Origin of the sequence: Pseudomonas sichuanensis, from assembly GCF_024749065.1 — a bacterium.
Lineage (GTDB): Bacteria > Pseudomonadota > Gammaproteobacteria > Pseudomonadales > Pseudomonadaceae > Aquipseudomonas > Aquipseudomonas sichuanensis.
Genome location: NZ_CP087185.1, coordinates 4,002,775 through 4,023,656 on the forward strand (window position 1 = coordinate 4,002,775; position 20,882 = coordinate 4,023,656).

Annotated in this window: 19 protein-coding genes; 15 read left to right on the forward strand and 4 right to left on the reverse strand. The window is 64.9% G+C overall.

Going from position 1 to position 20,882, the window contains the following annotated elements:
- The first annotated feature begins 4 nt into the window (after nt 1–4).
- From nuoI to LOY51_RS18230, 10 genes are all read left to right on the forward strand, one after another.
- The gene (nuoI, locus tag LOY51_RS18185) at nt 5–553 is read left to right on the forward strand and encodes an NADH-quinone oxidoreductase subunit NuoI (RefSeq protein WP_011534620.1); all 549 of its coding nucleotides are present in this window, start codon (nt 5–7) and stop codon (nt 551–553) included.
- Between the two features lie 10 nt (nt 554–563).
- Complete coding sequence (gene nuoJ / locus LOY51_RS18190; protein WP_110993939.1) at nt 564–1,064, forward strand: NADH-quinone oxidoreductase subunit J; 501 nt, start codon at nt 564–566, stop codon at nt 1,062–1,064.
- Between the two features lie 3 nt (nt 1,065–1,067).
- Nucleotides 1,068–1,376, forward strand: a complete 309-nt coding sequence (nuoK, locus tag LOY51_RS18195) for an NADH-quinone oxidoreductase subunit NuoK (RefSeq protein WP_008096201.1) — start codon at nt 1,068–1,070, stop codon at nt 1,374–1,376.
- Nucleotides 1,373–3,226, forward strand: a complete 1,854-nt coding sequence (nuoL, locus tag LOY51_RS18200) for an NADH-quinone oxidoreductase subunit L (protein ID WP_110993940.1) — start codon at nt 1,373–1,375, stop codon at nt 3,224–3,226. Before nuoK ends, nuoL begins: the two co-directional genes overlap by 4 nt.
- Nucleotides 3,227–3,269: 43 nt before the next feature.
- Nucleotides 3,270–4,802 (forward strand): NADH-quinone oxidoreductase subunit M, encoded by a 1,533-nt coding sequence (gene nuoM, locus LOY51_RS18205; protein ID WP_258642459.1) that lies wholly within the window; start codon nt 3,270–3,272, stop codon nt 4,800–4,802.
- A 7-nt stretch (nt 4,803–4,809) separates the two neighbouring features.
- Entirely contained in the window at nt 4,810–6,279 is a 1,470-nt protein-coding gene (gene nuoN / locus LOY51_RS18210; protein ID WP_110993942.1) for an NADH-quinone oxidoreductase subunit NuoN, read from the forward strand.
- 243 nt (nt 6,280–6,522) lie between these two features.
- A complete protein-coding gene (locus tag LOY51_RS18215) occupies nt 6,523–8,574 on the forward strand; it encodes a TonB-dependent receptor family protein (protein WP_125859390.1) in 2,052 nt (683 codons plus the stop codon).
- A gap of 428 nt (nt 8,575–9,002) precedes the next feature.
- A complete protein-coding gene (locus tag LOY51_RS18220) occupies nt 9,003–9,137 on the forward strand; it encodes a hypothetical protein (RefSeq protein WP_258642464.1) in 135 nt (44 codons plus the stop codon).
- Nucleotides 9,138–9,187: 50 nt separating this feature from the next.
- Nucleotides 9,188–10,183: a class I SAM-dependent methyltransferase gene (locus tag LOY51_RS18225; RefSeq protein ID WP_125859391.1), complete on the forward strand. Its 996-nt coding sequence runs from the start codon at nt 9,188–9,190 to the stop codon at nt 10,181–10,183.
- Nucleotides 10,180–11,394, forward strand: a complete 1,215-nt coding sequence (locus tag LOY51_RS18230) for a YcaO-like family protein (RefSeq protein WP_258642466.1) — start codon at nt 10,180–10,182, stop codon at nt 11,392–11,394. The genes LOY51_RS18225 and LOY51_RS18230 overlap by 4 nt, the downstream gene beginning before the upstream one ends.
- A 1-nt stretch (nt 11,395) precedes the next feature.
- On the opposite strand, the gene LOY51_RS18235 is transcribed toward LOY51_RS18230, so the two are convergent.
- Nucleotides 11,396–12,457 (reverse strand): AI-2E family transporter, encoded by a 1,062-nt coding sequence (locus LOY51_RS18235; RefSeq protein ID WP_125859393.1) that lies wholly within the window; start codon nt 12,455–12,457, stop codon nt 11,396–11,398.
- A 125-nt stretch (nt 12,458–12,582) separates the two neighbouring features.
- Here LOY51_RS18235 and trhP point away from each other — a divergent pair, with 125 nt between their 5' ends.
- From trhP to LOY51_RS18260, 5 genes are all read left to right on the forward strand, one after another.
- Nucleotides 12,583–13,917 carry a prephenate-dependent tRNA uridine(34) hydroxylase TrhP gene (gene trhP, locus LOY51_RS18240; protein ID WP_258642469.1) on the forward strand — a complete coding sequence of 445 codons (1,335 nt, stop codon included), beginning with the start codon at nt 12,583–12,585 and terminating at the stop codon, nt 13,915–13,917.
- 160 nt (nt 13,918–14,077) lie between these two features.
- On the forward strand, nt 14,078–15,880 hold the full coding sequence (locus LOY51_RS18245) for a copper resistance system multicopper oxidase (RefSeq protein WP_258642472.1): 1,803 nt from the start codon (nt 14,078–14,080) through the stop codon (nt 15,878–15,880).
- The gene (locus LOY51_RS18250) at nt 15,873–16,757 is read left to right on the forward strand and encodes a copper resistance protein B (protein WP_258642474.1); all 885 of its coding nucleotides are present in this window, start codon (nt 15,873–15,875) and stop codon (nt 16,755–16,757) included. Before LOY51_RS18245 ends, LOY51_RS18250 begins: the two co-directional genes overlap by 8 nt.
- Before the next feature lie 239 nt (nt 16,758–16,996).
- Complete coding sequence (locus tag LOY51_RS18255; protein WP_110993948.1) at nt 16,997–17,425, forward strand: DUF411 domain-containing protein; 429 nt, start codon at nt 16,997–16,999, stop codon at nt 17,423–17,425.
- Nucleotides 17,425–17,862, forward strand: a complete 438-nt coding sequence (locus LOY51_RS18260; protein WP_258642476.1) for a YqaA family protein — start codon at nt 17,425–17,427, stop codon at nt 17,860–17,862. Before LOY51_RS18255 ends, LOY51_RS18260 begins: the two co-directional genes overlap by 1 nt.
- Before the next feature lie 40 nt (nt 17,863–17,902).
- Here the strand turns inward: LOY51_RS18260 and LOY51_RS18265 are convergent, their stop codons facing one another.
- The 3 genes from LOY51_RS18265 to LOY51_RS18275 all read right to left on the reverse strand — a co-directional run bounded on the left by LOY51_RS18265 (nt 17,903) and on the right by LOY51_RS18275 (nt 20,868).
- Nucleotides 17,903–18,484: a DinB family protein gene (locus LOY51_RS18265; RefSeq protein WP_125464798.1), complete on the reverse strand. Its 582-nt coding sequence runs from the start codon at nt 18,482–18,484 to the stop codon at nt 17,903–17,905.
- An 11-nt stretch (nt 18,485–18,495) separates the two neighbouring features.
- Nucleotides 18,496–19,596, reverse strand: coding sequence for a cell division protein ZapE (zapE, locus tag LOY51_RS18270; RefSeq protein WP_125859397.1), 1,101 nt, complete (start codon nt 19,594–19,596; stop codon nt 18,496–18,498).
- A gap of 123 nt (nt 19,597–19,719) precedes the next feature.
- Nucleotides 19,720–20,868, reverse strand: coding sequence for a PQQ-dependent sugar dehydrogenase (locus tag LOY51_RS18275; RefSeq protein ID WP_258642478.1), 1,149 nt, complete (start codon nt 20,866–20,868; stop codon nt 19,720–19,722).
- Nucleotides 20,869–20,882 lie beyond the last annotated feature (14 nt).

The following is a 20,882-nucleotide window of genomic DNA, read 5'->3' on the forward strand; positions in this document are numbered from 1 at the left end:
ACCCATGTTCAAGTATATCGGCGACATCGTTAAGGGCACCGGCACCCAGCTGCGCAGCCTGGTGATGGTGTTCTCCCACGGGTTCCGCAAGCGCGACACCCTGCAGTACCCCGAAGAACCCGTGTACCTGCCGCCGCGCTACCGCGGCCGCATCGTCCTCACCCGCGACCCCGACGGCGAGGAACGCTGCGTAGCGTGCAACCTCTGCGCGGTGGCCTGCCCGGTCGGCTGCATTTCGCTGCAGAAGGCCGAGACCGAGGACGGTCGTTGGTACCCCGAGTTCTTCCGCATCAACTTCTCGCGTTGCATCTTCTGCGGCCTGTGTGAAGAAGCGTGCCCGACCACCGCGATCCAGCTCACCCCGGATTTCGAAATGGCCGAGTTCAAGCGTCAGGACCTGGTGTACGAGAAAGAAGATCTGCTGATCTCCGGCCCCGGCAAGAACCCTGACTACAACTTCTACCGTGTTGCCGGTATGGCCATCGCTGGCAAGCCGAAAGGCTCTGCGCAGAACGAAGCCGAGCCGATCAACGTGAAGAGCTTGCTCCCATAAGGACAGAAAGATGGAATTCGCTTTCTACTTCGCATCCGGTGTCGCCGTTGTTTCCACGCTTCGCGTGGTGACCGGCACCAACCCGGTGCACGCCCTGCTCTACCTGATCATCTCGCTGATTTCCGTGGCGATGATCTTCTTCTCCCTCGGTGCGCCGTTCGCCGGCGCCCTGGAAGTGATCGCCTACGCCGGCGCCATCATGGTGCTGTTCGTGTTCGTGGTGATGATGCTCAACCTCGGGCCGGCCTCGGTCGCCCAGGAACGCGGCTGGCTCAAGCCCGGCATCTGGGCGGGGCCGGTGATCCTCGCCGCCCTGCTGCTGCTGGAGCTGCTGTACGTGCTGTTCGTCAGCCCGTCGGGCGCCGCCATCAGCGGTACCACCGTCAGCGCCAAGGAAGTCGGCATCAGCCTGTTCGGGCCGTACCTGCTGGTGGTCGAACTGGCTTCGATGCTGCTGCTCGCGGCAGCCGTCACCGCCTTCCACCTGGGCCGCAACGAGGCGAAGGAGTAAATCATGGGTGCTATCCCTCTCGAGCATGGTCTGGCGGTCGCCGGCATCCTGTTCTGCTTAGGTCTGGTTGGCCTGATGGTCCGCCGCAACATCCTCTTCGTGCTCATGAGCCTGGAAGTCATGATGAACGCCTCTGCCCTGGCGTTCATCGTCGCCGGTGCCCGTTGGGTCCAGCCCGACGGCCAGGTGATGTTCATTCTGGTGATCAGCCTGGCAGCCGCCGAAGCCAGCATTGGCCTGGCGATCCTGCTGCAGCTGTATCGCCGCTTCCACACTCTCGACATCGATGCTGCCAGTGAGATGCGCGGATGAACCTTATCTTCCTGACGTTCGTATTCCCCCTGATCGGCTTCCTGCTGCTGTCGTTCTCCCGTGGACGGTTCTCGGAGAACCTGTCCGCACTGATCGGCGTCGGCTCGGTCGGTCTGTCGGCGGCCACCGCCGCCTACGTGATCTGGCAGTTCAACGTCGCCCCGCCTGAGGGCGGTGCGTACAGCCAGCTGCTGTGGCAGTGGATGTCGGTGGACGGCTTCGCGCCGAACTTCACCCTGTACGTGGATGGCCTGTCGGTCACCATGCTGGGCGTGGTCACCGGTGTCGGCTTCCTGATCCACCTGTTCGCCTCCTGGTACATGCGTGGCGAAGCCGGTTACTCGCGCTTCTTCTCGTACACCAACCTGTTCATCGCCAGCATGCTGTTCCTGGTGCTGGGCGATAACCTGCTGTTCATCTACTTCGGCTGGGAAGGCGTGGGCCTGTGCTCGTACCTGTTGATCGGTTTCTACTACAGCAACCGCAACAACGGTAACGCGGCGCTCAAGGCGTTCATCGTCACCCGCATCGGCGACGTGTTCATGGCCATCGGCCTGTTCATCCTGTTCGCCCAGCTGGGCACGCTGAACGTGCAGGAACTGCTGGTGCTGGCACCGCAGAAGTTCCAGGCCGGTGACACCTGGATGGTCCTGGCCACCCTGATGCTGCTGGGTGGCGCGGTCGGTAAATCGGCCCAGCTGCCGCTGCAGACCTGGCTGGCCGACGCGATGGCGGGCCCGACCCCGGTTTCGGCACTGATCCACGCCGCAACCATGGTGACCGCGGGCGTGTACCTGATCGCCCGTACCAACGGCCTGTTCCTGCTGGCCCCGGACGTCCTGCATCTTGTGGGCGTGGTCGGTGGCGTGACCCTGGTGCTGGCCGGCTTCGCCGCGCTGGTGCAGACCGACATCAAGCGTATCCTCGCTTACTCGACCATGAGCCAGATCGGCTACATGTTCCTGGCCCTGGGCGTAGGTGCCTGGGACGCGGCGATCTTCCACCTGATGACCCACGCCTTCTTCAAGGCCCTGCTGTTCCTTGCCTCGGGTGCGGTGATCGTTGCCTGCCACCACGAGCAGGACATCTTCAAGATGGGCGGCCTGTGGAAGAAGCTGCCGTTGGCCTATGCCAGCTTCGTGGTCGGTGGCGCTGCACTGGCCGCCTTGCCGATCCTGACCGTGGGCTTCTACTCCAAGGATGAGATCCTCTGGGAAGCCTTCGCCAGCGGCAACACCGGCCTGCTGTACGCCGGCCTGGTCGGCGCGTTCATGACCTCGCTGTACACCTTCCGCCTGATCTTCATCGCCTTCCACGGCGAAGCCAAGACCGAAGCCCACGCCGGCCACGGCATCAGCCACTGGCTGCCGCTGGGTGTGCTGATCGTGCTGTCGACCTTCATCGGCGCCTGGATCCACCCGCCGCTGGCAGGCGTGCTGCCTGAGAGCGCCGGCCACGCCGGTGGCGAAGCCAAGCACTCGCTGGAGATCGCCTCGGGCGCCATCGCCATCGCCGGTATCCTGTTGTCGGCCCTGCTGTTCCTGGGCAAGCGTCGCTTTGTCAGCAGCATCGCCAACAGTGGTATCGGTCGCGTCCTGTCGGCCTGGTGGTTCGCCGCCTGGGGCTTCGACTGGATCTACGACAAGCTGTTCGTCAAACCTTACCTGCTGATCTGCCACATCCTGCGCAAGGACCCGGTGGACCGCAGCATCGGCCTGATCCCACGGATGGCTCGCGGCGGCAACGTCGCCATGAGCAAGACCGAGACCGGCCAGCTGCGTTGGTACACCGCCTCGATCGCCGTCGGCGCCGTGCTGGTGCTGGGCGCCGTGGTAGTGGCTGCGGTATGACTATGAAGAACCTTGCGACTTTGCCAAAGGAAACCAACCCGTCATGATTTTGCCTTGGCTGATCCTGATCCCCTTCATCGGCGGCCTCCTGTGCTGGCTGGGTGAGCGCTTCGGCGCCACCCTGCCCCGCTGGATCGCGCTGCTGACCATGTCCCTGCTGCTCGGCATCGGCCTGTGGCTGTGGGCTAACGGCGACTACACCCTGGCCCCGGCGCCAGGCGCCGAACCGCACTGGGCCCTCGAATACAAGTTCGAGTGGATCAAGCGCTTCGGCATCAGCGTGCACCTGGCCCTGGACGGCCTGTCGCTGCTGATGATCCTGCTGACCGGCCTGCTCGGCGTGCTGTCGGTACTGTGCTCGTGGAAAGAGATCCAGCGCCACGTCGGCTTCTTCCACCTCAACCTGATGTGGATCCTCGGCGGCGTGGTCGGTGTGTTCCTGGCCCTGGACCTGTTCCTGTTCTTCTTCTTCTGGGAAATGATGCTGGTGCCGATGTACTTCCTCATCGCGCTCTGGGGTCACAGTTCGTCGGACGGCAAGAAGACCCGGATCTACGCGGCGACCAAGTTCTTCATCTTCACCCAGGCCAGCGGCCTGATCATGCTGGTGGCGATCCTTGGCCTGGTGCTGGTCAACTACAACACCACCGGTGTGCTGACCTTCAACTACAGCGACCTGCTCAAGGCCGAACTGCCGGCTGGCGTGGAATACGTGCTGATGCTGGGCTTCTTCATCGCCTTCGCGGTGAAACTGCCGGTGGTACCGTTCCACTCCTGGCTGCCTGACGCTCACGCCCAGGCACCGACCGCAGGTTCCGTGGACCTGGCGGGCATCCTGCTGAAGACCGCGGCCTACGGCCTGCTGCGCTTCGCCCTGCCGCTGTTCCCGAATGCCTCGGCCGAGTTTGCGCCGATCGCCATGACCCTGGGCCTGATCGGTATCTTCTACGGTGCCTTCCTGGCCTTCGCGCAAACCGACATCAAGCGCCTGATCGCCTTCTCCAGCGTCTCGCACATGGGCTTCGTGCTGATCGGCATCTACTCCGGCAGCCAGCAGGCCCTGCAAGGCGCGGTGATCCAGATGCTGGCCCACGGCCTGTCGGCCGCCGCGCTGTTCATCCTGTCCGGCCAGCTGTACGAGCGCCTGCATACCCGTGACATGCGCCAGATGGGTGGCCTGTGGCACCGCATCGCCTACCTGCCGGCCATCAGCCTGTTCTTCGCCGCCGCGTCGCTGGGCCTGCCAGGCACCGGCAACTTCGTCGGTGAGTTCCTGATCCTGATCGGCAGCTTCGCCCACGTGCCGTGGATCACCGTGATCGCCACCACGGGCCTTGTGTTCGGTTCGGTCTACTCGCTGATCATGATCCACCGCGCCTACTTCGGCCCGGCCAAGGCCGACACCGTACTGGCCGGCATGGACACCCGCGAGATGATCATGGTGCTGGGCCTGGCTGGCCTGCTGATCCTGCTGGGCGTGTATCCGCAGCCGTTCCTCGACACCTCTGCCGCCACCATGAGCGGTGTGCAGCAGTGGCTCGGTTCCGCTTTCACTCAACTCGCTTCGGCCCGGTAAGAGCGCTATGGAATTCACCACTCAACACTTCATCGCATTGGCGCCGATGCTGATCACCACCATCACCACGGTGGTGGTGATGCTGGCGATCGCCTGGAAGCGCAACCACTCGCAGACGTTCCTGCTGTCCACCGTGGGCCTGAACCTGGCCCTGCTGTCGATCCTGCCGGCACTCAAGGTTGCACCGCTGGCGGTCACCTCGCTGGTCACCATCGACAAGTTCGCCTGCCTGTACATGGCCATCGTGCTGGTGGCGACGCTGGCCTGCGTGACCCTCGCCCATGCTTATCTGGGCGAGGGTTCCAAGGGCTTCCCGGGCAACCGTGAAGAGCTTTACCTGCTGCTGCTGATGTCGGCACTGGGCGGCCTGGTGCTGGTCAGCGCCAACCACCTGGCCGGCCTGTTCATCGGCCTGGAGCTGCTGTCGGTGCCGGTCTACGGCCTGGTGGCGTATGCGTTCTTCAACAAGCGCTCGCTGGAAGCCGGCATCAAGTACATGGTGCTGTCGGCCGCCGGTTCCGCCTTCCTGCTGTTCGGCATGGCCCTGCTGTACGCCGACGCCGGCAGCCTGACCTTCGACCAGCTGGGCAAGGCCCTGGCCGCCACCAGCATGCCAAGCCTGCTGGCCCAGCTGGGCCTGGGCATGATGCTGGTCGGCCTGGCGTTCAAGCTGTCGCTGGTGCCGTTCCACCTGTGGACCCCGGACGTGTACGAAGGCGCCCCGGCGCCGGTGGCCGCGTTCCTGGCCACCGCCAGCAAGGTCGCGGTGTTCGCCGTGGTCGTGCGCCTGTTCATGCTCTCCCCTGCCGCCAGCAGCGGCGTGCTGAGCACCGTACTGGCGGTCATCGCCGTGGCCTCGATCCTGATCGGCAACCTGCTGGCGCTGACCCAGAGCAACCTCAAGCGCCTGCTCGGTTACTCGTCCATCGCCCACTTCGGCTACCTGGTCATCGCCCTGGTTGCCAGCAAGGGCCTGGCCATGGAAGCCATGGGTGTGTACCTGGTCACCTACGTGATCACCAGCCTCGGCGCCTTCGGCGTGATCACCCTGATGTCCTCGCCCTACGCCGGCCGTGACGCCGACGCCCTGTACGAGTACCGCGGCCTGTTCTGGCGCCGTCCGTACCTGACCGCGGTACTGACCGTGATGATGCTGTCGCTGGCCGGTATCCCGCTGACTGCGGGCTTCATCGGCAAGTTCTACATCATTGCCACCGGTGTCGAGTCGCAGCTGTGGTGGTTGGTCGGCGCCCTGGTGCTGGGCAGTGCCATCGGCGTGTACTACTACCTGCGCGTCATGGTCACCCTGTACCTGGTCGAGCCGAACCTGCGTCGCCACGACGCCCCGCTGAAGTGGGAACAGCGCACCGGCGGCGTGATGCTGCTGGCCATCGCCATTCTCGCCTTCGTGCTGGGTGTGTACCCGCAGCCACTGCTGGAAATGGTGCAACAGGCTGGCCTGCAACTGATCGGTTGATCGGCTGGACGATGTGAAAGAAACCCCGCCTCGGCGGGGTTTCTTTTTGCCTGAAGGAAATCACGGGCTTCTTCGCGGGTAAACCCGCTCCCACAGGTTCACCACTTACCTTGCAATCAGTGGTGATCCTGTGGGAGCGGGTTTACCCGCGAAGAAGCGACTGCGGTTTACAGATCGACCACTGTGCTTCGTCTGCCTTTTGCAGCGTCAGACTCCCGCACTCGATCTGGAACCTCGCCCCCCATGCGCCCCACCCTGCCCTACTCCCTGCTGGCCCTGTTCGTCGCCAGCACCACCCAGGCCGCCAACCGCGTCGAACTCGACCAGGTGCTGATCCAGGGCCAGCAGCAATCCGAACTGGAAGCCGCCGCCGAGCGTCTGCGCGAAATCCCCGGCGCCAGCAACCTGGTGGACATGGACAAGGTGGGCCAGGGCCGGGTGGCCAGCAACCAGGACGTGCTCGCCTACCAGCCTGGGGTGTTCGCCCAGTCGGCCGGCAACGACGGCATCAAGCTGTCGATCCGCGGCTCGGGCATCAACCGTGCGCCCGGCGCCCACGGCTCCGGCGTCTACACCATGTTCGACGGCCTGCCGCTGACCGGCCCAGGTGGCACCCCCTATGAACTGTTCGAGCCGCTGTGGCTGAGCCGCGCCGAAGTGCTGCGCGGCGCCAACGGCTTCGACCAGGGCTCGCTGGCCCTCGGCGGGGCGATCAACTACGTCACCCATACCGGCTACGATGCCGCGCCCTTGCAGGTGCGCTACGAGGTCGGCAGCCGTGGCTACCAGCACCGGCATGTCAGCAGCGGCCAGGTGCTGGGCAACCTCGACTACTACGTGGCCCTGACCGACTCGGAATACGACGGTTACCAGGCCCACAGCAGCGGCAGCGCCAAGGGCATCGCCGCCAACCTTGGCTACCGCTTCAACCCGAACCTGGAAACGCGCTTCTACCTGCGCTACCGGGAAACCGAGAACGACCTGGCCGGGCGCCTGACCAAAGACCAGATCAAGCACCACCCGCGCGCGGCCAACGCCGCCTACCTGGCCCGCGACGACAGCCGCCCGCAGCCGGGCAGCACCTGGGTGGGCAACAAGACCACCTTCTTCCTCGATGACGATTCGCGCCTGGAGGCCGGGCTGGTCTATCACGACTTCCCCATGGACCTGCGCGAAGGCCCGATGCGCCTGAAGGTCGCCTACACCGATGTCAGCGGCACCCTGAACTACATGCGTCGCGACACCTTGTTCGGCCACGAGAGCAAGACCACGGTCGGCTGGCGCACCACCAAGCACCTGCCCAACAGCGGTGCCTCGCAGTTCGCCCGCAGCGGCGGCGACAATTTCGGCGCCCGCAGCCGCGACTTCAGCTACCAGGGCTCGGACACCGTGCTGCATGTGGGCAACGACCTCGAGCTGATCCCCGACCTGTGGCTCACCACCGGGCTTGCAGCGATCTACACCCGTCGCGAGAGCGACGTCAGCTATCCCGCCACGGGCGGCAAGGTCAGCCAGCACGACTGGGACTTCGCACCGCGCGTGGGCCTGCGCTACGACATCCGCCCGGACCTGCAGGTGTACGGCAACCTCAGCCGTTCGGTGGAGCCGCCGCACCCGTGGTCGCTGGTCTGGAGCTCGACCTCGACGACCCAGCCGATCGAGATGCAGAACCAGACCGCCACCACCCTGGAACTGGGCGCACGCGGCGATTCGGCGCTGGGCCGATGGGACCTGGCCTGGTACTACTCGCAGGTTCGCCATGAACTGCTGGCCGTCGAGATCGTGCAAGGGGCGCTGCCCAAGGAGTTCAACGCCAGCCCCACGGTGCATCAGGGCGTCGAAGCCGGCCTGGACAGCACCCTCTGGGAGCAGCCTGGCACTGGCAAGCTCAGCCTGCGCCAGGCCTATACCTTCAGCGACTTCCACTACCGCGACGACGACAAGTTCGGCGACAACCGCCTGCCCGGCATCCCCATGCACTACTACCAGGCCGAACTGCGCTACGACTGGCCGAGCGGTTTCTACGCCGGGGTAAATACGCAGATGGCCTCCAAGGTGCAGGTGGACTATGCCAACAGCTACCCCGCCGACGCCTACGCCCTGCTCGGCGCGCGGCTGGGCTGGGATTCGCCGAAACGTGACTGGCAGACCTGGCTGGACCTGCGCAACCTGACCAACAAGCGCTACGCAGCGACAGTGACGCCGGGGTATGACGATGGCGGCAAGGATGTCGCCCGTTCGACGCCGGGGGAAGGTTTCGCCGCTTATCTGGGCGTTTCATACAGCTTCCGCTAGGCCATCGGTCTGCGCTGAAAACGCGCCTTGATGGATTTATTTCACCTAGGCGCGACGTAACGCCTATCGAGCAAGGTTTGACTTACAGGCCTGGGTAAACAATACCGGCCTGCTTGAGGCCATTCCCGCTTCGGCACTGAACAAAACTTACACGCCTGCGTCAGCACTCCCTGATCCTAAGTATTTTTTCATCTGTAAATGCAGCCTCGGCAGTTACACAAGCCACGCATGCCGAGGCCTTATCCCACAGTGCGCTACCGGTTTACGCCCTCCTGCGTTCCCCTACCCCATCCGCATTCCTGTCTGGCGCCAAGGCAGAGGGAAATAACTCCCATTTAAACAGGCGGTGGTGATTCGCAAGAATTCCAACGGCAACGAAATGGTCGTTGCACCACTACTTGTACGGAGAATCAAAGATGGGCACCTACATGGGTATCAGATTCAACTCCCAACACGAAGAACAGTCCGAGGCCATCACCCAGGCACCCTCCCAGGTCCAGCCTGAGCAGATCGATGCGCAGCACCTGGCTGAGCACGAGAAACAGCAACTGAACGACGAGTAACGTGCTTGCGCAAGGTGCGCCAACAGGCCACCTTGCGCCCGGGAGCCCCCATGCCATCAGCAACCGAAAGGCCCATCAACCGCGAATTGTTCGAGGCCCAGGCCAGACACCTGGCCTGCGTGCTTGCCTTGCCCGCCATGGAGCAAGTCGGCATCACATCGAGCGCCCGAATAGACGAGCCAGTCGGCCCCGGGCTCAACAACCTGTTCCTGCTGCGGGTCGACGGTATCGAGCACCTCGGGCGTAGGGTACCGGGCGCCAACGGCGAGCTGGATAGCCGCCTGACACCCGACATGCTGCTGGGCACACTGCTGCAAGCGCGCTGGGACGAGCAGGGCTGGCACTGCCGATACCAGCCGCTGACCGACAGCCAATGCCAGGCGCTGTTCCAGCGAGCACTCACGTCTTCCAGCCACAGGATCCATTTCCCGTTTCCGGAACTGGACAGCCAATGCCGGGAGCAGGTCGCGCCCCCCTGCTTCTGGGATGCCCCGCAAAATCTGGCCAAGCACCTGGACCGCCAGGAACAGCACTTTCGCGACACCAGCATCGCCCTGCTCGCAGGCCGCCTGCGCCCCGGCGCAATCATTCATGATCCGGCGTGCTCTACCGGCACCTTCATCGCCGCGCTGGCACGCGCACTGCCAACCACTCATTGCGTGGGCGCGGATCGTTCTGCGGCAATGATCGACCATGCGACCGCCAGCCATCGGTTGCCGAACCTGAGTTTCGAGGTCGCCGACGCCAATGCGCCAATCATGCCTGCGGGCAGTTGCGACGTGCTGATCCTGCGCTTCCTGAACGCCGAGATGATGACGCGCGCTTGCGCCCTTGCACTGTTCGAGCATCTTACCGGCCTGGTCCGCCCCGGCGGCATGGCCCTGGTGTTCGGCCAATCGAGTGTGTTGTTCGACGTCGAGCGGCAGGCGCGCCGGCTTGGCCTGCAAGTCGCCAGCAGCCTGGCCGAGGTCCCCGGCTCCTTGCAGTTGTTCCAGTTCTACCAACTGGTCTGCCCTATGCCCCTCTTGGAACAGAAGCCCTCATGAACAGACCTGCCGAACGCGAATACAGCCTGGACGTGGCCAAAGTACGCGTCGAAGAGCAACTGGCATTGCTTGGCTTGCACCTTGAAGAAACAGTCCTGGGCAAGGGCCTCGGCTCGGTACTGATAAGCCTGAGCGACGCGGTGACCGGCAGGATTGCTCAAGGCAGCGGCAAGGGGGGGCTCGAGGAAGCCCGTGTAGGCGCACGCTTCGAGGCACTAGAGCACTACCTCGACGAGCACCAGCCACGCCCGTTGCACGTGCGCAGCACCGTCAGCCTGGCCCGCCAGGCACACCTGCAAGGCGACTTCCTGCTGCCCTGGCTGAAGGCCCAGCCCGACCGATACCTGGCTTGCCAACGCTACACCGACATCCACGCCAAGCCGCTGTTCGACTACCCGCTTGGCGTCACCCTCCCTGATTACGCCGACCAGGCCCTGCCAGGTGACGACTTCGACCACCGTGGGCTCAGGCGTTACAGCAGCAACGATGGCGCAGCAATCGGCGCCAGCCGCGACGAGGCTGTGCTGCACGCCCTGAACCAGATCATCGAACGCGATGCGCTATCGCTGTTCATGCTGCGCCACTTCTACTACCAGCGCCGCGAAGCCGTGCTGCAGGTGCTGCGCCCAGCGGCCAGCTCGGCGCTATCACGCTTATGGGGCGAGGCCGAACGCTGCCTGGACAGCCCCATCGCCGTGCTGGACATCAGCAACGAATTCGCCAGCCGCAGCTTCCTGGCCCTGTGCCTTCGCCCGGCCTCGCCCTTGCAGGCCAACGTGGTCGGCTGCGGCGCCTCACTCGACACCTGGCACGGTATACAGCGTGCCTTGAGCGAGCTGGTACAGCTGCAACTCAACAGCCGGTTGCCACAGGGCCGTCAGCAGTTGCAGCAGGCAGCGGGTGCACTGGCGACCTGGCCAAGACTGCAACGCTGCCAGCAGCTCGATATTGCCGCCCTGCTGGATAACAGCCGCGACTGCGCCTTGCCGGAACCGCTGCCCGCACAGACGGTCACCCAACAACTAGAGGCGCTGGTGGACGACTTGAATCGGCACGGTCATCAGGTGGGCATCTGCGAAGTGTTTCGGGGCGCCCAGGGAATCAGCCTGATCAACGCCCTGGTGCCAGGGCTGGAACGTTTCCATCTGGTCCGCAGCGGTAATCTGGTACTGCCTGGCCCGCGTGGTCTGCGCCTGGCGGAAGGCGGATGACTCACGGCAACTGCACCTGCGGCTTGGTCGAGGCAAAGATCGCCCAGCTGGACACGAACAACGCCGCGATCAACGGCCCGATCACAAAGCCATTGAGTCCGAATACCGCCAGCCCGCCCAAGGTGGACACCAGCACCAGGTAGTCCGGCATGCGCGTGTCCTTGCCCACCAGGATCGGCCGCAACAGGTTGTCCACCAGCCCGATCACCAGTACCCCGAAGGCAGTCAGCACGATGCCCTGCCAGGTCGCCCCGGTCAGGATGAAATAGGCCGCCACCGGCGCCCAGACGATCCCCGCGCCCACCGCCGGCAGCAGCGACAGGAACGCCATCAGCACCGCCCAGATCAGCGCACTGGGGATATCCAGCACCCAGAAGATCAACCCGCCCAATGCGCCCTGGGTAATCGCCACCAGCAGGTTGCCCTTGACCGTGGCCCGTACCACGCGCTTGAACTTCAGCTGCAAACGGCGCTTCTGCTGCTCGGGCAGCGGTACGGCCTGGCGTACCTTGCGCGCCACCTCTGCGCCTTCGCGCAGGAAGAAGTACAAGAGGTAGAGCATGATGCCGAAGCTCACCAGGAACTCGAAGGTGCCCTGCCCGAAGCTGAATGCCTGCCCTGCAAGGAACTGGCTGCCTTGGGTGGCCCACTTGGTGATCTTGTCGCGCAGACCGTCGAGGTTGCCCATGCCCATGCGGTCCAGGGCATGCTGGGCATAGTTCGGGAGCATGTCCTTGCCGCGTTCGATATAGCCGGCAATGTCCAGTTGGCCGCTCTCCACGCGCTGGTACAGCGCCGCGCCCTCCTGCACCAGCAGCATGCTGATGATGATCACCGGCAGCACCGCGATCAGCAGGCAGACCACCAGGGCCAGTGACGTCGCCAGGTTGCGCCGCCCGCCCAGGCGCAGCAGCAGACGACGCTGCAAGGGCGCGAAGAGGATGCCCAGCACCACCGCCCAGAAGATTGCGCCGAAGTACGGCAAGAGAATCCAGATGAAGGCAATGGTCACCAGCGCCAGCAGCGCAGTCAGGGCCTTGTTCTGCAACACGGTCTCGTTCATGGGCATTCCTCAGGGGCTCAACACTTTAGTGCGCGCCATAACGGCAAAAGTGCCGTTGACCCAGATCAATACCGTCGCAGCGCCGCCGCCGTAGCATCCGCGCCTTTTGCCCCTGGTGCGCACCCATGACCTCACCCGCCAAGCCCGAACTGCTGGCCCCCGCCGGCACCCTGAAGACCATGCGCTATGCCTTCGCCTATGGCGCCGACGCGGTGTACGCCGGCCAGCCGCGCTACAGCCTGCGGGTGCGCAACAACGAATTCGACCACGCCAACCTGGCACGCGGCATCCAGGAGGCCCAGGCCCAGGGCAAGCGCTTCTACGTGGTGGTCAACATCGCCCCGCACAATGCCAAGCTCAAGACCTTCCTCAGGGACCTGGCACCGGTGATCGCAATGGGCCCGGACGCGCTGATCATGTCCGACCCGGGGCTGATCATGCTGGTGCGCCAGCACTTCCCGCAGATGGCCATCCACCTTTCGGTGCAGGCCAACACGGTGAACTGGGCCAGCGTGCAGTTCTGGCAGCAGATGGGGCTGACGCGGGTGATCCTGTCGCGGGAGCTGTCGCTGGAAGAGATCGAAGAGATCCGCCAGCAGGTGCCGCAGATGGAACTGGAAGTGTTCGTCCACGGCGCGTTGTGCATGGCGTACTCCGGGCGCTGCCTGCTGTCGGGCTACCTGAACAAGCGCGACGCCAACCAGGGCTCGTGCACCAACGCCTGCCGCTGGAAGTACCTGGCCACCCCGGCCACCGAGAACGCCACCGGCGATATCGTGCGTGAATTCGAACCGACCCTGGGGCTGGGTGCGCCAACCGACCAGGTGTTCCTGCTGCAGGAGAGCAACCGCCCGGGCGAAGAGATGCCGGCCTTCGAGGACGAGCACGGCACCTACATCATGAACGCCAAGGACCTGCGCGCCATCCAGCATGTCGAGCGGCTGGCGCAGATGGGCGTGCACTCGCTGAAGATCGAGGGCCGCACCAAGTCGCACTTCTACTGTGCCCGTGCGGTGCAGTCATACCGTCAGGCCATCGACGACGCGGTGGCCGGAAGGCCGTTCGACCGAGGCCTGATGGGCAACCTCGAATCCCTCGCCCAGCGCGGCTACACCGAGGGTTTCCTGCGCCGCCACGTGCACGACGAGTACCAGAACTACCAGCGCGGCAATTCGGTGTCCGAGCGCCAGCAATTCGTGGGCGAGCTGACTGGCGTGCGGGTTGACGGCCTGGCCGAAGTGAAAGTGAAGAACCGCTTCGCCGTGGGCGACCACCTGGAGCTGATGACTCCGCGTGGCAACTACCACTTCGACCTGCACCGCCTGCACGACCGCCAGCAGCAGGCAATCGAAGTGGCACCCGGCGATGGCCACGTGGTGTACCTGCCGATCCCCGAGCAGGTGTCGCTGGAGTTCGGCCTGCTGATGCGTGACCTGGACAACGCCGAGGCGCCTGCCTGACAAATCTGTAATGCACGCCTCAGGTGACTGACAGGCGCTGGCGGCGAGGATCGTGGCTCATCTTCGGGCTGTTCGCAGGCCATCGCGGGGCAAGCCCGCTCCCACGTGGGAGCGGGCTTGCCCCGCGATGGGGGGCGACGGCCACCACCGAGACCACGCCATGCCACCTACCCCCACCCGTCGCACCTTCGTCAAGGGCCTGGGCGCCGCCACCGCCCTGGCCGGCCTCGGCCTGTGGCGCCCGCTGGCCCAGGCCGCCGAGGGCCGCCTGCCGCTGCACGACCTGAGCGGCCAGCAGTTCGAGCTGTTCATCGGCCAGACCCCGGTCAACATCACCGGCAAACCACGCACCGCGCTGACCATCAATGGCAGCCTGCCCGGCCCGCAATTGCGCTGGCGCGAAGGCGACACCGTGACCCTGCGGGTGCGCAACCGCCTGGACCAGGACACCTCGATCCACTGGCACGGCATCATCCTGCCGGCCAACATGGACGGCGTGCCGGGCCTGAGCTTCGCCGGCATCGAACCGGGCGGCGACTACCTGTACCAGTTCACCCTGAAGCAGAGTGGCACCTACTGGTACCACAGCCATTCCGGGCTGCAGGAGCAGGCCGGGGTGTACGGTGCCATCGTCATCGAACCGCGCGAACCCGAGCCGCATCAGTACCAGCGCGACCATGTGCTGCTGCTCAGCGACTGGTCGGACCAGGCGCCGCAAGCGCTGATGGCGACGCTGAAGAAGCAGTCCGACGCCTTCAACTACAACAAGCGCACGGTCGGCGACTTCATCGACGATGTGGCAGACAAGGGTTTCGCCAATGCGGCAGACAATCGCTGGGCCTGGGCCAAAATGCGCATGAGCCCGACCGACCTGGCCGACATCAGCGCTGCCAGCTACACCTACCTGCTCAACGGCCAGCCGCCGGACGGCAACTTCACCTGCCTGTTCCAGCCCGGCGAAACCGTGCGCCTGCGCCTGATCAACGCCTCGGCGATGACCTACTTCGACTTCCGCATCCCTGGTTTGAAACTGACGGTGATTGCCGCCGACGGCCTGCCGGTCACCCCGGTGACGGTTGACGAGCTGCGCATCGCCGTGGCCGAGACCTATGACGTGCTGGTGACCGTAGGCGACTTGCCGGCCTACACCCTGTATGCCCAGAGCATGGACCGCACCGGCTACGCCCGCGGCACCCTGGCCCGCGCAGCCGGGTTGCAGGCACCGGTGCCCGCGCCCGACCCGCGCCCGGTGTTGACCATGGATGACATGGGCCATGGCGGGATGGGCGGAATGGATCATTCGAACATGGCCGGGATGGACCACGGCAGCATGGCCGGCATGGATCATTCGAACATGGCCACCATGGACCACGGCAATATGGCAGGCATGGAGCATTCAGCCATGTCGGGCATGTCGGGCATGTCGGGCATGTCGGGCATGCAGCAGCATCCTGCCAGCGAAACCGACAACCCGCTGGTGGACATGCAGACCATGGCCCCGCGGCCCAATCTTTCCGACCCGGGCCTGGGCCTGCGCGACAACGGCCGCCGGGTGCTGACCTACGCCGACCTGCGCAGCCCCTACCCCGACCCGGACGGCCGCGAACCGTCACGGGACATCGAGCTGCACCTGACCGGGCACATGGAGCGCTTCGCCTGGTCGTTCGACGGCATCAAGTTCAGCGACGCCGAGCCCTTGCGCCTGAAGTACGGCGAGCGGGTGCGCATCACCCTGGTCAACGACACCATGATGACCCACCCCATCCACCTGCACGGCATGTGGAGCGACCTTGAGGATGAACAAGGACGCTTCCTGGTACGCAAGCACACCCTCGACATGCCGCCGGGCAGCCGCCGCAGCTACCGCGTCACAGCCGATGCCCTGGGCCGCTGGGCCTACCACTGCCACCTGCTCTACCACATGGAGACCGGCATGTTCCGCGAGGTACGCGTCGATGAATGAGATGACCAACCGCCGCATTGCCACCGGCGTCGCCCTGTTCGCCCTGCTGGCCAGCGAGCGGGCGCTGGCCGCCGGGATGGAACACATGAACCATGGCGCCATGCCCATGGACCACGGCAAGATGGACCATGGCCAGATGAATCACGGCGCGCCCGCCAGCACCCAACCCCGCACCCCGTTGCCGGTGATCACCGACGCCGACCGCCGCGCCGCCTTCCCGCCGCTGCCCGGCCACCAGGTACACGACCGCGCCATCAATTGGGCAGTGATCGTCGATCAACTGGAGTACCAGAACTTCGAGAGCAGCAGCGCGCTGAACTGGAACGCCACGGCCTGGGTGGGTGGCGACATCGACCGCCTATGGCTGCGCACCGAAGGCGAGCGTGAACAAGGCAAGACCCACAAAGCCGAACTGCAGGCCCTTTGGGGGCATGCCATCAGCCCCTGGTGGGAGCTGGTCGGCGGCGTGCGCCAGGACTTCAAACCCGCCAGCGGCCAGAGCTGGGCGGCCTTCGGCATCCAGGGCACGCCGCTGTATGGCCTGGAACTGGAGGCCACCGCCTACGCCGGCGAGCAACAGCAGACCGCGCTGCGCCTGGAGGCCGGTTACGCTATGCTGCTGACCAATCGCTGGGTCCTCGAACCGACCGTCGAAGCCAACTTCTTCGGGCGCAACGACGCTGGCCGCGAACAGGGCTCGGGCCTGGCCGAAAGCGAAGTGGGCCTGCGCCTGCGCTACGAAATCACCCGCGGCTTTGCGCCCTACGTCGGGGTCAGCTTCAACCGCCTGCACGGCAACCGCGCCGATCAGGCCCGGGAAGATGGCGAAGACATTGGCCAGACCAGACTAGTGGCCGGGGTTCGATTACGCTTTTGAGGCTGAACGCCGGCCCTGTGGGAGCAACTGTCTTATGTTGTCAATGCTGGCCTCATCGCTGGCAAGCCAGCTCCCACAGGTACGATGCTTGCCTCGAGGTTAGCGCGGTCCATGTGGGAGCGGGTTTACCCGCGAAAGCGGCAATGGCTTCACTGACGCTTTCGCGGGTAAACCCGCTCCCACAGGGTCAGTAGTGCGCACCGACCAACACGATGTATTTGTTTCACAGGAGTTTCACCATGCTGCGCAAACACCTGCTCACCCTCGGCCTGCTGGCCATCACCGGCCTGGCCCAGGCTGGCGAAACCATCGACGTGTACCGCGATCCCAACTGCGGCTGCTGCAAGGAATGGATCAAGCACCTGAGCGATAACGGCTTCACCGTCAATGACCACGTCGAACCGAACATGAGCGCGGTCAAGCAGCGCCTGGGCGTGGCGCCGCGCCTGGCGTCGTGCCATACCGGCGTGATCAACGGCAAGTTCGTCGAAGGCCATGTGCCGGCCGAACAGGTGCGCCTGCTGGCCAAGCGCGACGACCTCAAGGGCCTCGCCGTCCCCGGCATGCCCATGGGCTCGCCGGGCATGGAAATGGGTGACCACAAGGATGCCTACCAGGTCATCGGCGTTACCCGCGACGGCCAGGACACCGTGGTCGCCAACTACTGATGCTCAGCCTCTGGGCGCTGTTCTTCAGCGCCTTCGGCGCCGCCACGCTGCTGCCGCTGCAATCGGAAGCCGTGCTGGTCGGCCTGTTGCTGCGCGAGCCCGAGGCCTGGGCCACCCTGCTGCTGATCGCAACCCTGGGCAACGTGCTGGGCTCTGTCGTCAACTGGCTGCTGGGCCGGGGCATCGAGCACCTGCGCGACAAGCGCTGGTTCCCGTTCAGCGCCAGCCAGCTCGAGCGCGCACAGCAGCGCTACCAGCGATGGGGGCAGTGGTCGCTGCTGCTGAGCTGGATGCCGGTGATCGGCGACCCGCTCACGCTGATCGCCGGGATCATGCGTGAACCCTTCTGGCGTTTCCTGCTGCTGGTCACCCTGGCCAAGGGCGGGCGCTACATCGTGGTGGCGACGATTACCCTGGGCTGGTTTCACGGCGGGTAACACCTTTCACTGACCGCTATCCAGAACAGAGCGCCCCAGTTCACTTGGGCCAGACCAGCTCTTCGCTCCAACCCAACTCGGCGAAATCATCCGCCCGCAAGCCGGCCTCCTCCTCGCAGAAGAACTCATCAAGTTGCGGTGGCTTCACCGTCGTATCACTGAGCATCGCATGCACCTGCCCACGATGATGGATCTGGTGCTCGAACAGGTGCGCCAACACCCGAAGACGCTGCTCGCGCTGCACCCGCTCAGGGCGCACGATGCTCACATAACGCGCCAACTGGTCATCGCTCAACTGCCGGCAATAGCTGATCAACCGCTGGTCGGCCTGGGCCTGTTGCGCCTGCAGGTCGCTGCAGGTGACGAAGGGTTGCTCGGGCTGGAAGAAGCGCTCGCCATCCGGGTCGGGCGCCTCGCCGCGCTGCTCGCACTCCAGCGCGTCGAGGTAGAACCAGTCCACCGTCAGCAAATGGTTGAGGGTGGCCTTGATCGAAGGAAAGAAACTGCACCGCGGGGCGACGAACTCATCGTGGCTCAGTTGCAGGCAGGCCTTGTACAAACGGTGGTTGGCCCAGCCATTGTTGTAGGCCTGGGTCAGCAAGTGCTGCGACAGTGGCTGCATGGTCGGCTCCTTCAGGCGAAGCGTTGCAGTTGCATCTCCCGTAGCCGGCTCAGGGTCCGTTGGTACGGGAACGCCAGATACCCTTGAGTGTAGAGCGCATCCAGGGGAACCTCAGCTTCCAGGTACAGCGCCACCCGCCGGTCATAGCATTCGTCGACCAGGGCGATGAAGCGGCGCACGCTGTCATCCTTGGGCGCCAGCGTTGGCAGCACACGATCACCGGCCTCGACGCGCGCGGCGCCATCTTCGGTGCCGCGTGCAATGCGCCCTGCCTGCTGCTCGCCACCGAGGGCCGGGATGCCACTGACCAGGATCGCCGGGAAGCGGTCGCACAGGGCCATGAAATCCATCGCCGCCAAGGGCTGCTCGCACAGGTCGCTGAAATGGCACCAGAGCGCGTGCTGGCTATGGCGCAGCGTACGGATCTGCCGGGAGCCGACCTGCAACGGCTGATCGCTGCCAGGCGCCTCTGGGCTCAACTGGCGAAATACGGATTCGAGAGCGCTCGGCTGCCCGGGTTCGACAACCCAGTAACGCTGGCGCTGGGCGCCCGGATGCAGGCGATGGTCCTGCTCGCCGGATACCGCCAATACCTCCATATGCCGTTCGATGGCGGCGATGGCCGGGAGGAAGCGCTCGCGGTTGAAACCATCGCGGTAGAGCTGCGCAGGCGGCTGGTTGGAGGTAGCGACGATGACCACGCCGTGGTCGAACAGCACCTGGAACAGCCGGCCGAGAATGATCGCATCGCCAATATCGCTGACGAACAGTTCGTCGAAGCACAGCACCCGGATTTCTTCGGCCAGGCCGCTGGCCAGGGCCCTGAGTGGGTCGGCCGTGCCATTGAGCTGGAACAGCCGCTGGTGGACCCAGGCCATGAAATGGTGGAAGTGCTGGCGCCTGGCCGGAACCTTCAGGCAACGGTGGAACAGGTCCATCAGCCAGGTCTTGCCACGGCCGACCGGGCCCCAGAGGTACAGGCCCTGGCTGGGTTGGCGCTGGTGCAGGGCGTCGAAACAGCCCTGCAGGGCGGCGACAGCGGCGGCCTGGGCGGGGTCGGGGACGAAGCCACGGTCGTTGAGGGCCTGGTGGTAGAGGGATTCGGGGGTCATGCCGGGCATGTTACGACAGTTTCGGCCCTATCGCTGGCAAGCCAGCTCCCACCGGGTTCGCGCTGAGCTCATGGCATAGGCAATCCTGTGGGAGCTGGCTTGCCAGCGATAGGGCCAGCTCAGTCAACCCTGCTTCAACCCCACCTTCAACAAGGCGCCATCCTTGTCATCGGTCAGCACATACAGGTAGCCATCCGGCCCCACCCGCACATCGCGGATGCGCGCCTTCAGCTCCCCCAGCAAGCGTTCTTCATGCACCACCTTGTCCCCCTTGAGCTGCAAGCGGATAAGCTCCTGGGTGGCCAACGCGCCGATGAACAGGTTGTGGTCCCAGGCTTTGAACCTCGGGCTGTCGTAAAAGGCCATGCCGCTGATGCCGGGCGACTTCTCCCACACATGGTGCGGGTCGACCATGCCATCAACATGCTTGCCCTTGGCCTCGGGGATCGGCAACAACGAGTAGTTGATGCCGTGGGTGGCGAGCGGCCAGCCATAGTTCTTGCCGGGCTCAGGGATGTTGATCTCGTCGCCGCCGCGCGGGCCATGCTCGTGGGTCCACAGCTTGCCGGTCCAGGGGTTGAGCGCGGCGCCTTGCTGGTTGCGGTGGCCCAACGACCAGATTTCCGGGCGCACCTGGTCGCGGCCGACGAAGGGGTTGTCCTTGGGCACTTTGCCGTCGGGGAGGATGCGCACGATCTTGCCTTGCAGCTTGTCCAGGTCCTGCGCGGTGGGGCGCTGGTTGTTCTCGCCCAGGGCAATGAACAGATAACCATCGCGATCGAACACCAGGCGCGAGCCGAAGTGGTTGCCCACCGACAGCTTGGGCTGCTGGCGGAAGATCACCGTGAAGTTCTCCAGCCGGGCCCTGTCCGGTGACAGCTGGCCACGGCCCACCGCCGTGCCGGCCTTGCCGTCGGCGCCTTCCTCGGCGAACGACAGGTAGATCGTATGGTCCTTGGCGAAGTCAGGCGACAACACCACATCGAGCAGCCCGCCCTGCCCTTCGGCCCAGACCTTTGGTATACCGGACAGCGGCGGGCCAACCTTGCCTTCGGCACTAACGATACGCAGGTTGCCGGGGCGCTCGGTCACCAGCATGTCCGTGCCACCTGGCAGGAAGGCCAGGGCCCAGGGGTTGCGCAGGCCTTCGGCAACGGTGCTGACGGTCAGCTGGCCTTGTTCACTGGGAAACTGTTGCTCGGAGGCGGCGTGAGCCAGCAGGGGAAACAGGCTGGCGGCGGCCAGGGTGGTCAACCAGGTGCGTGGCGTCATGCTCGGTTCCTTCG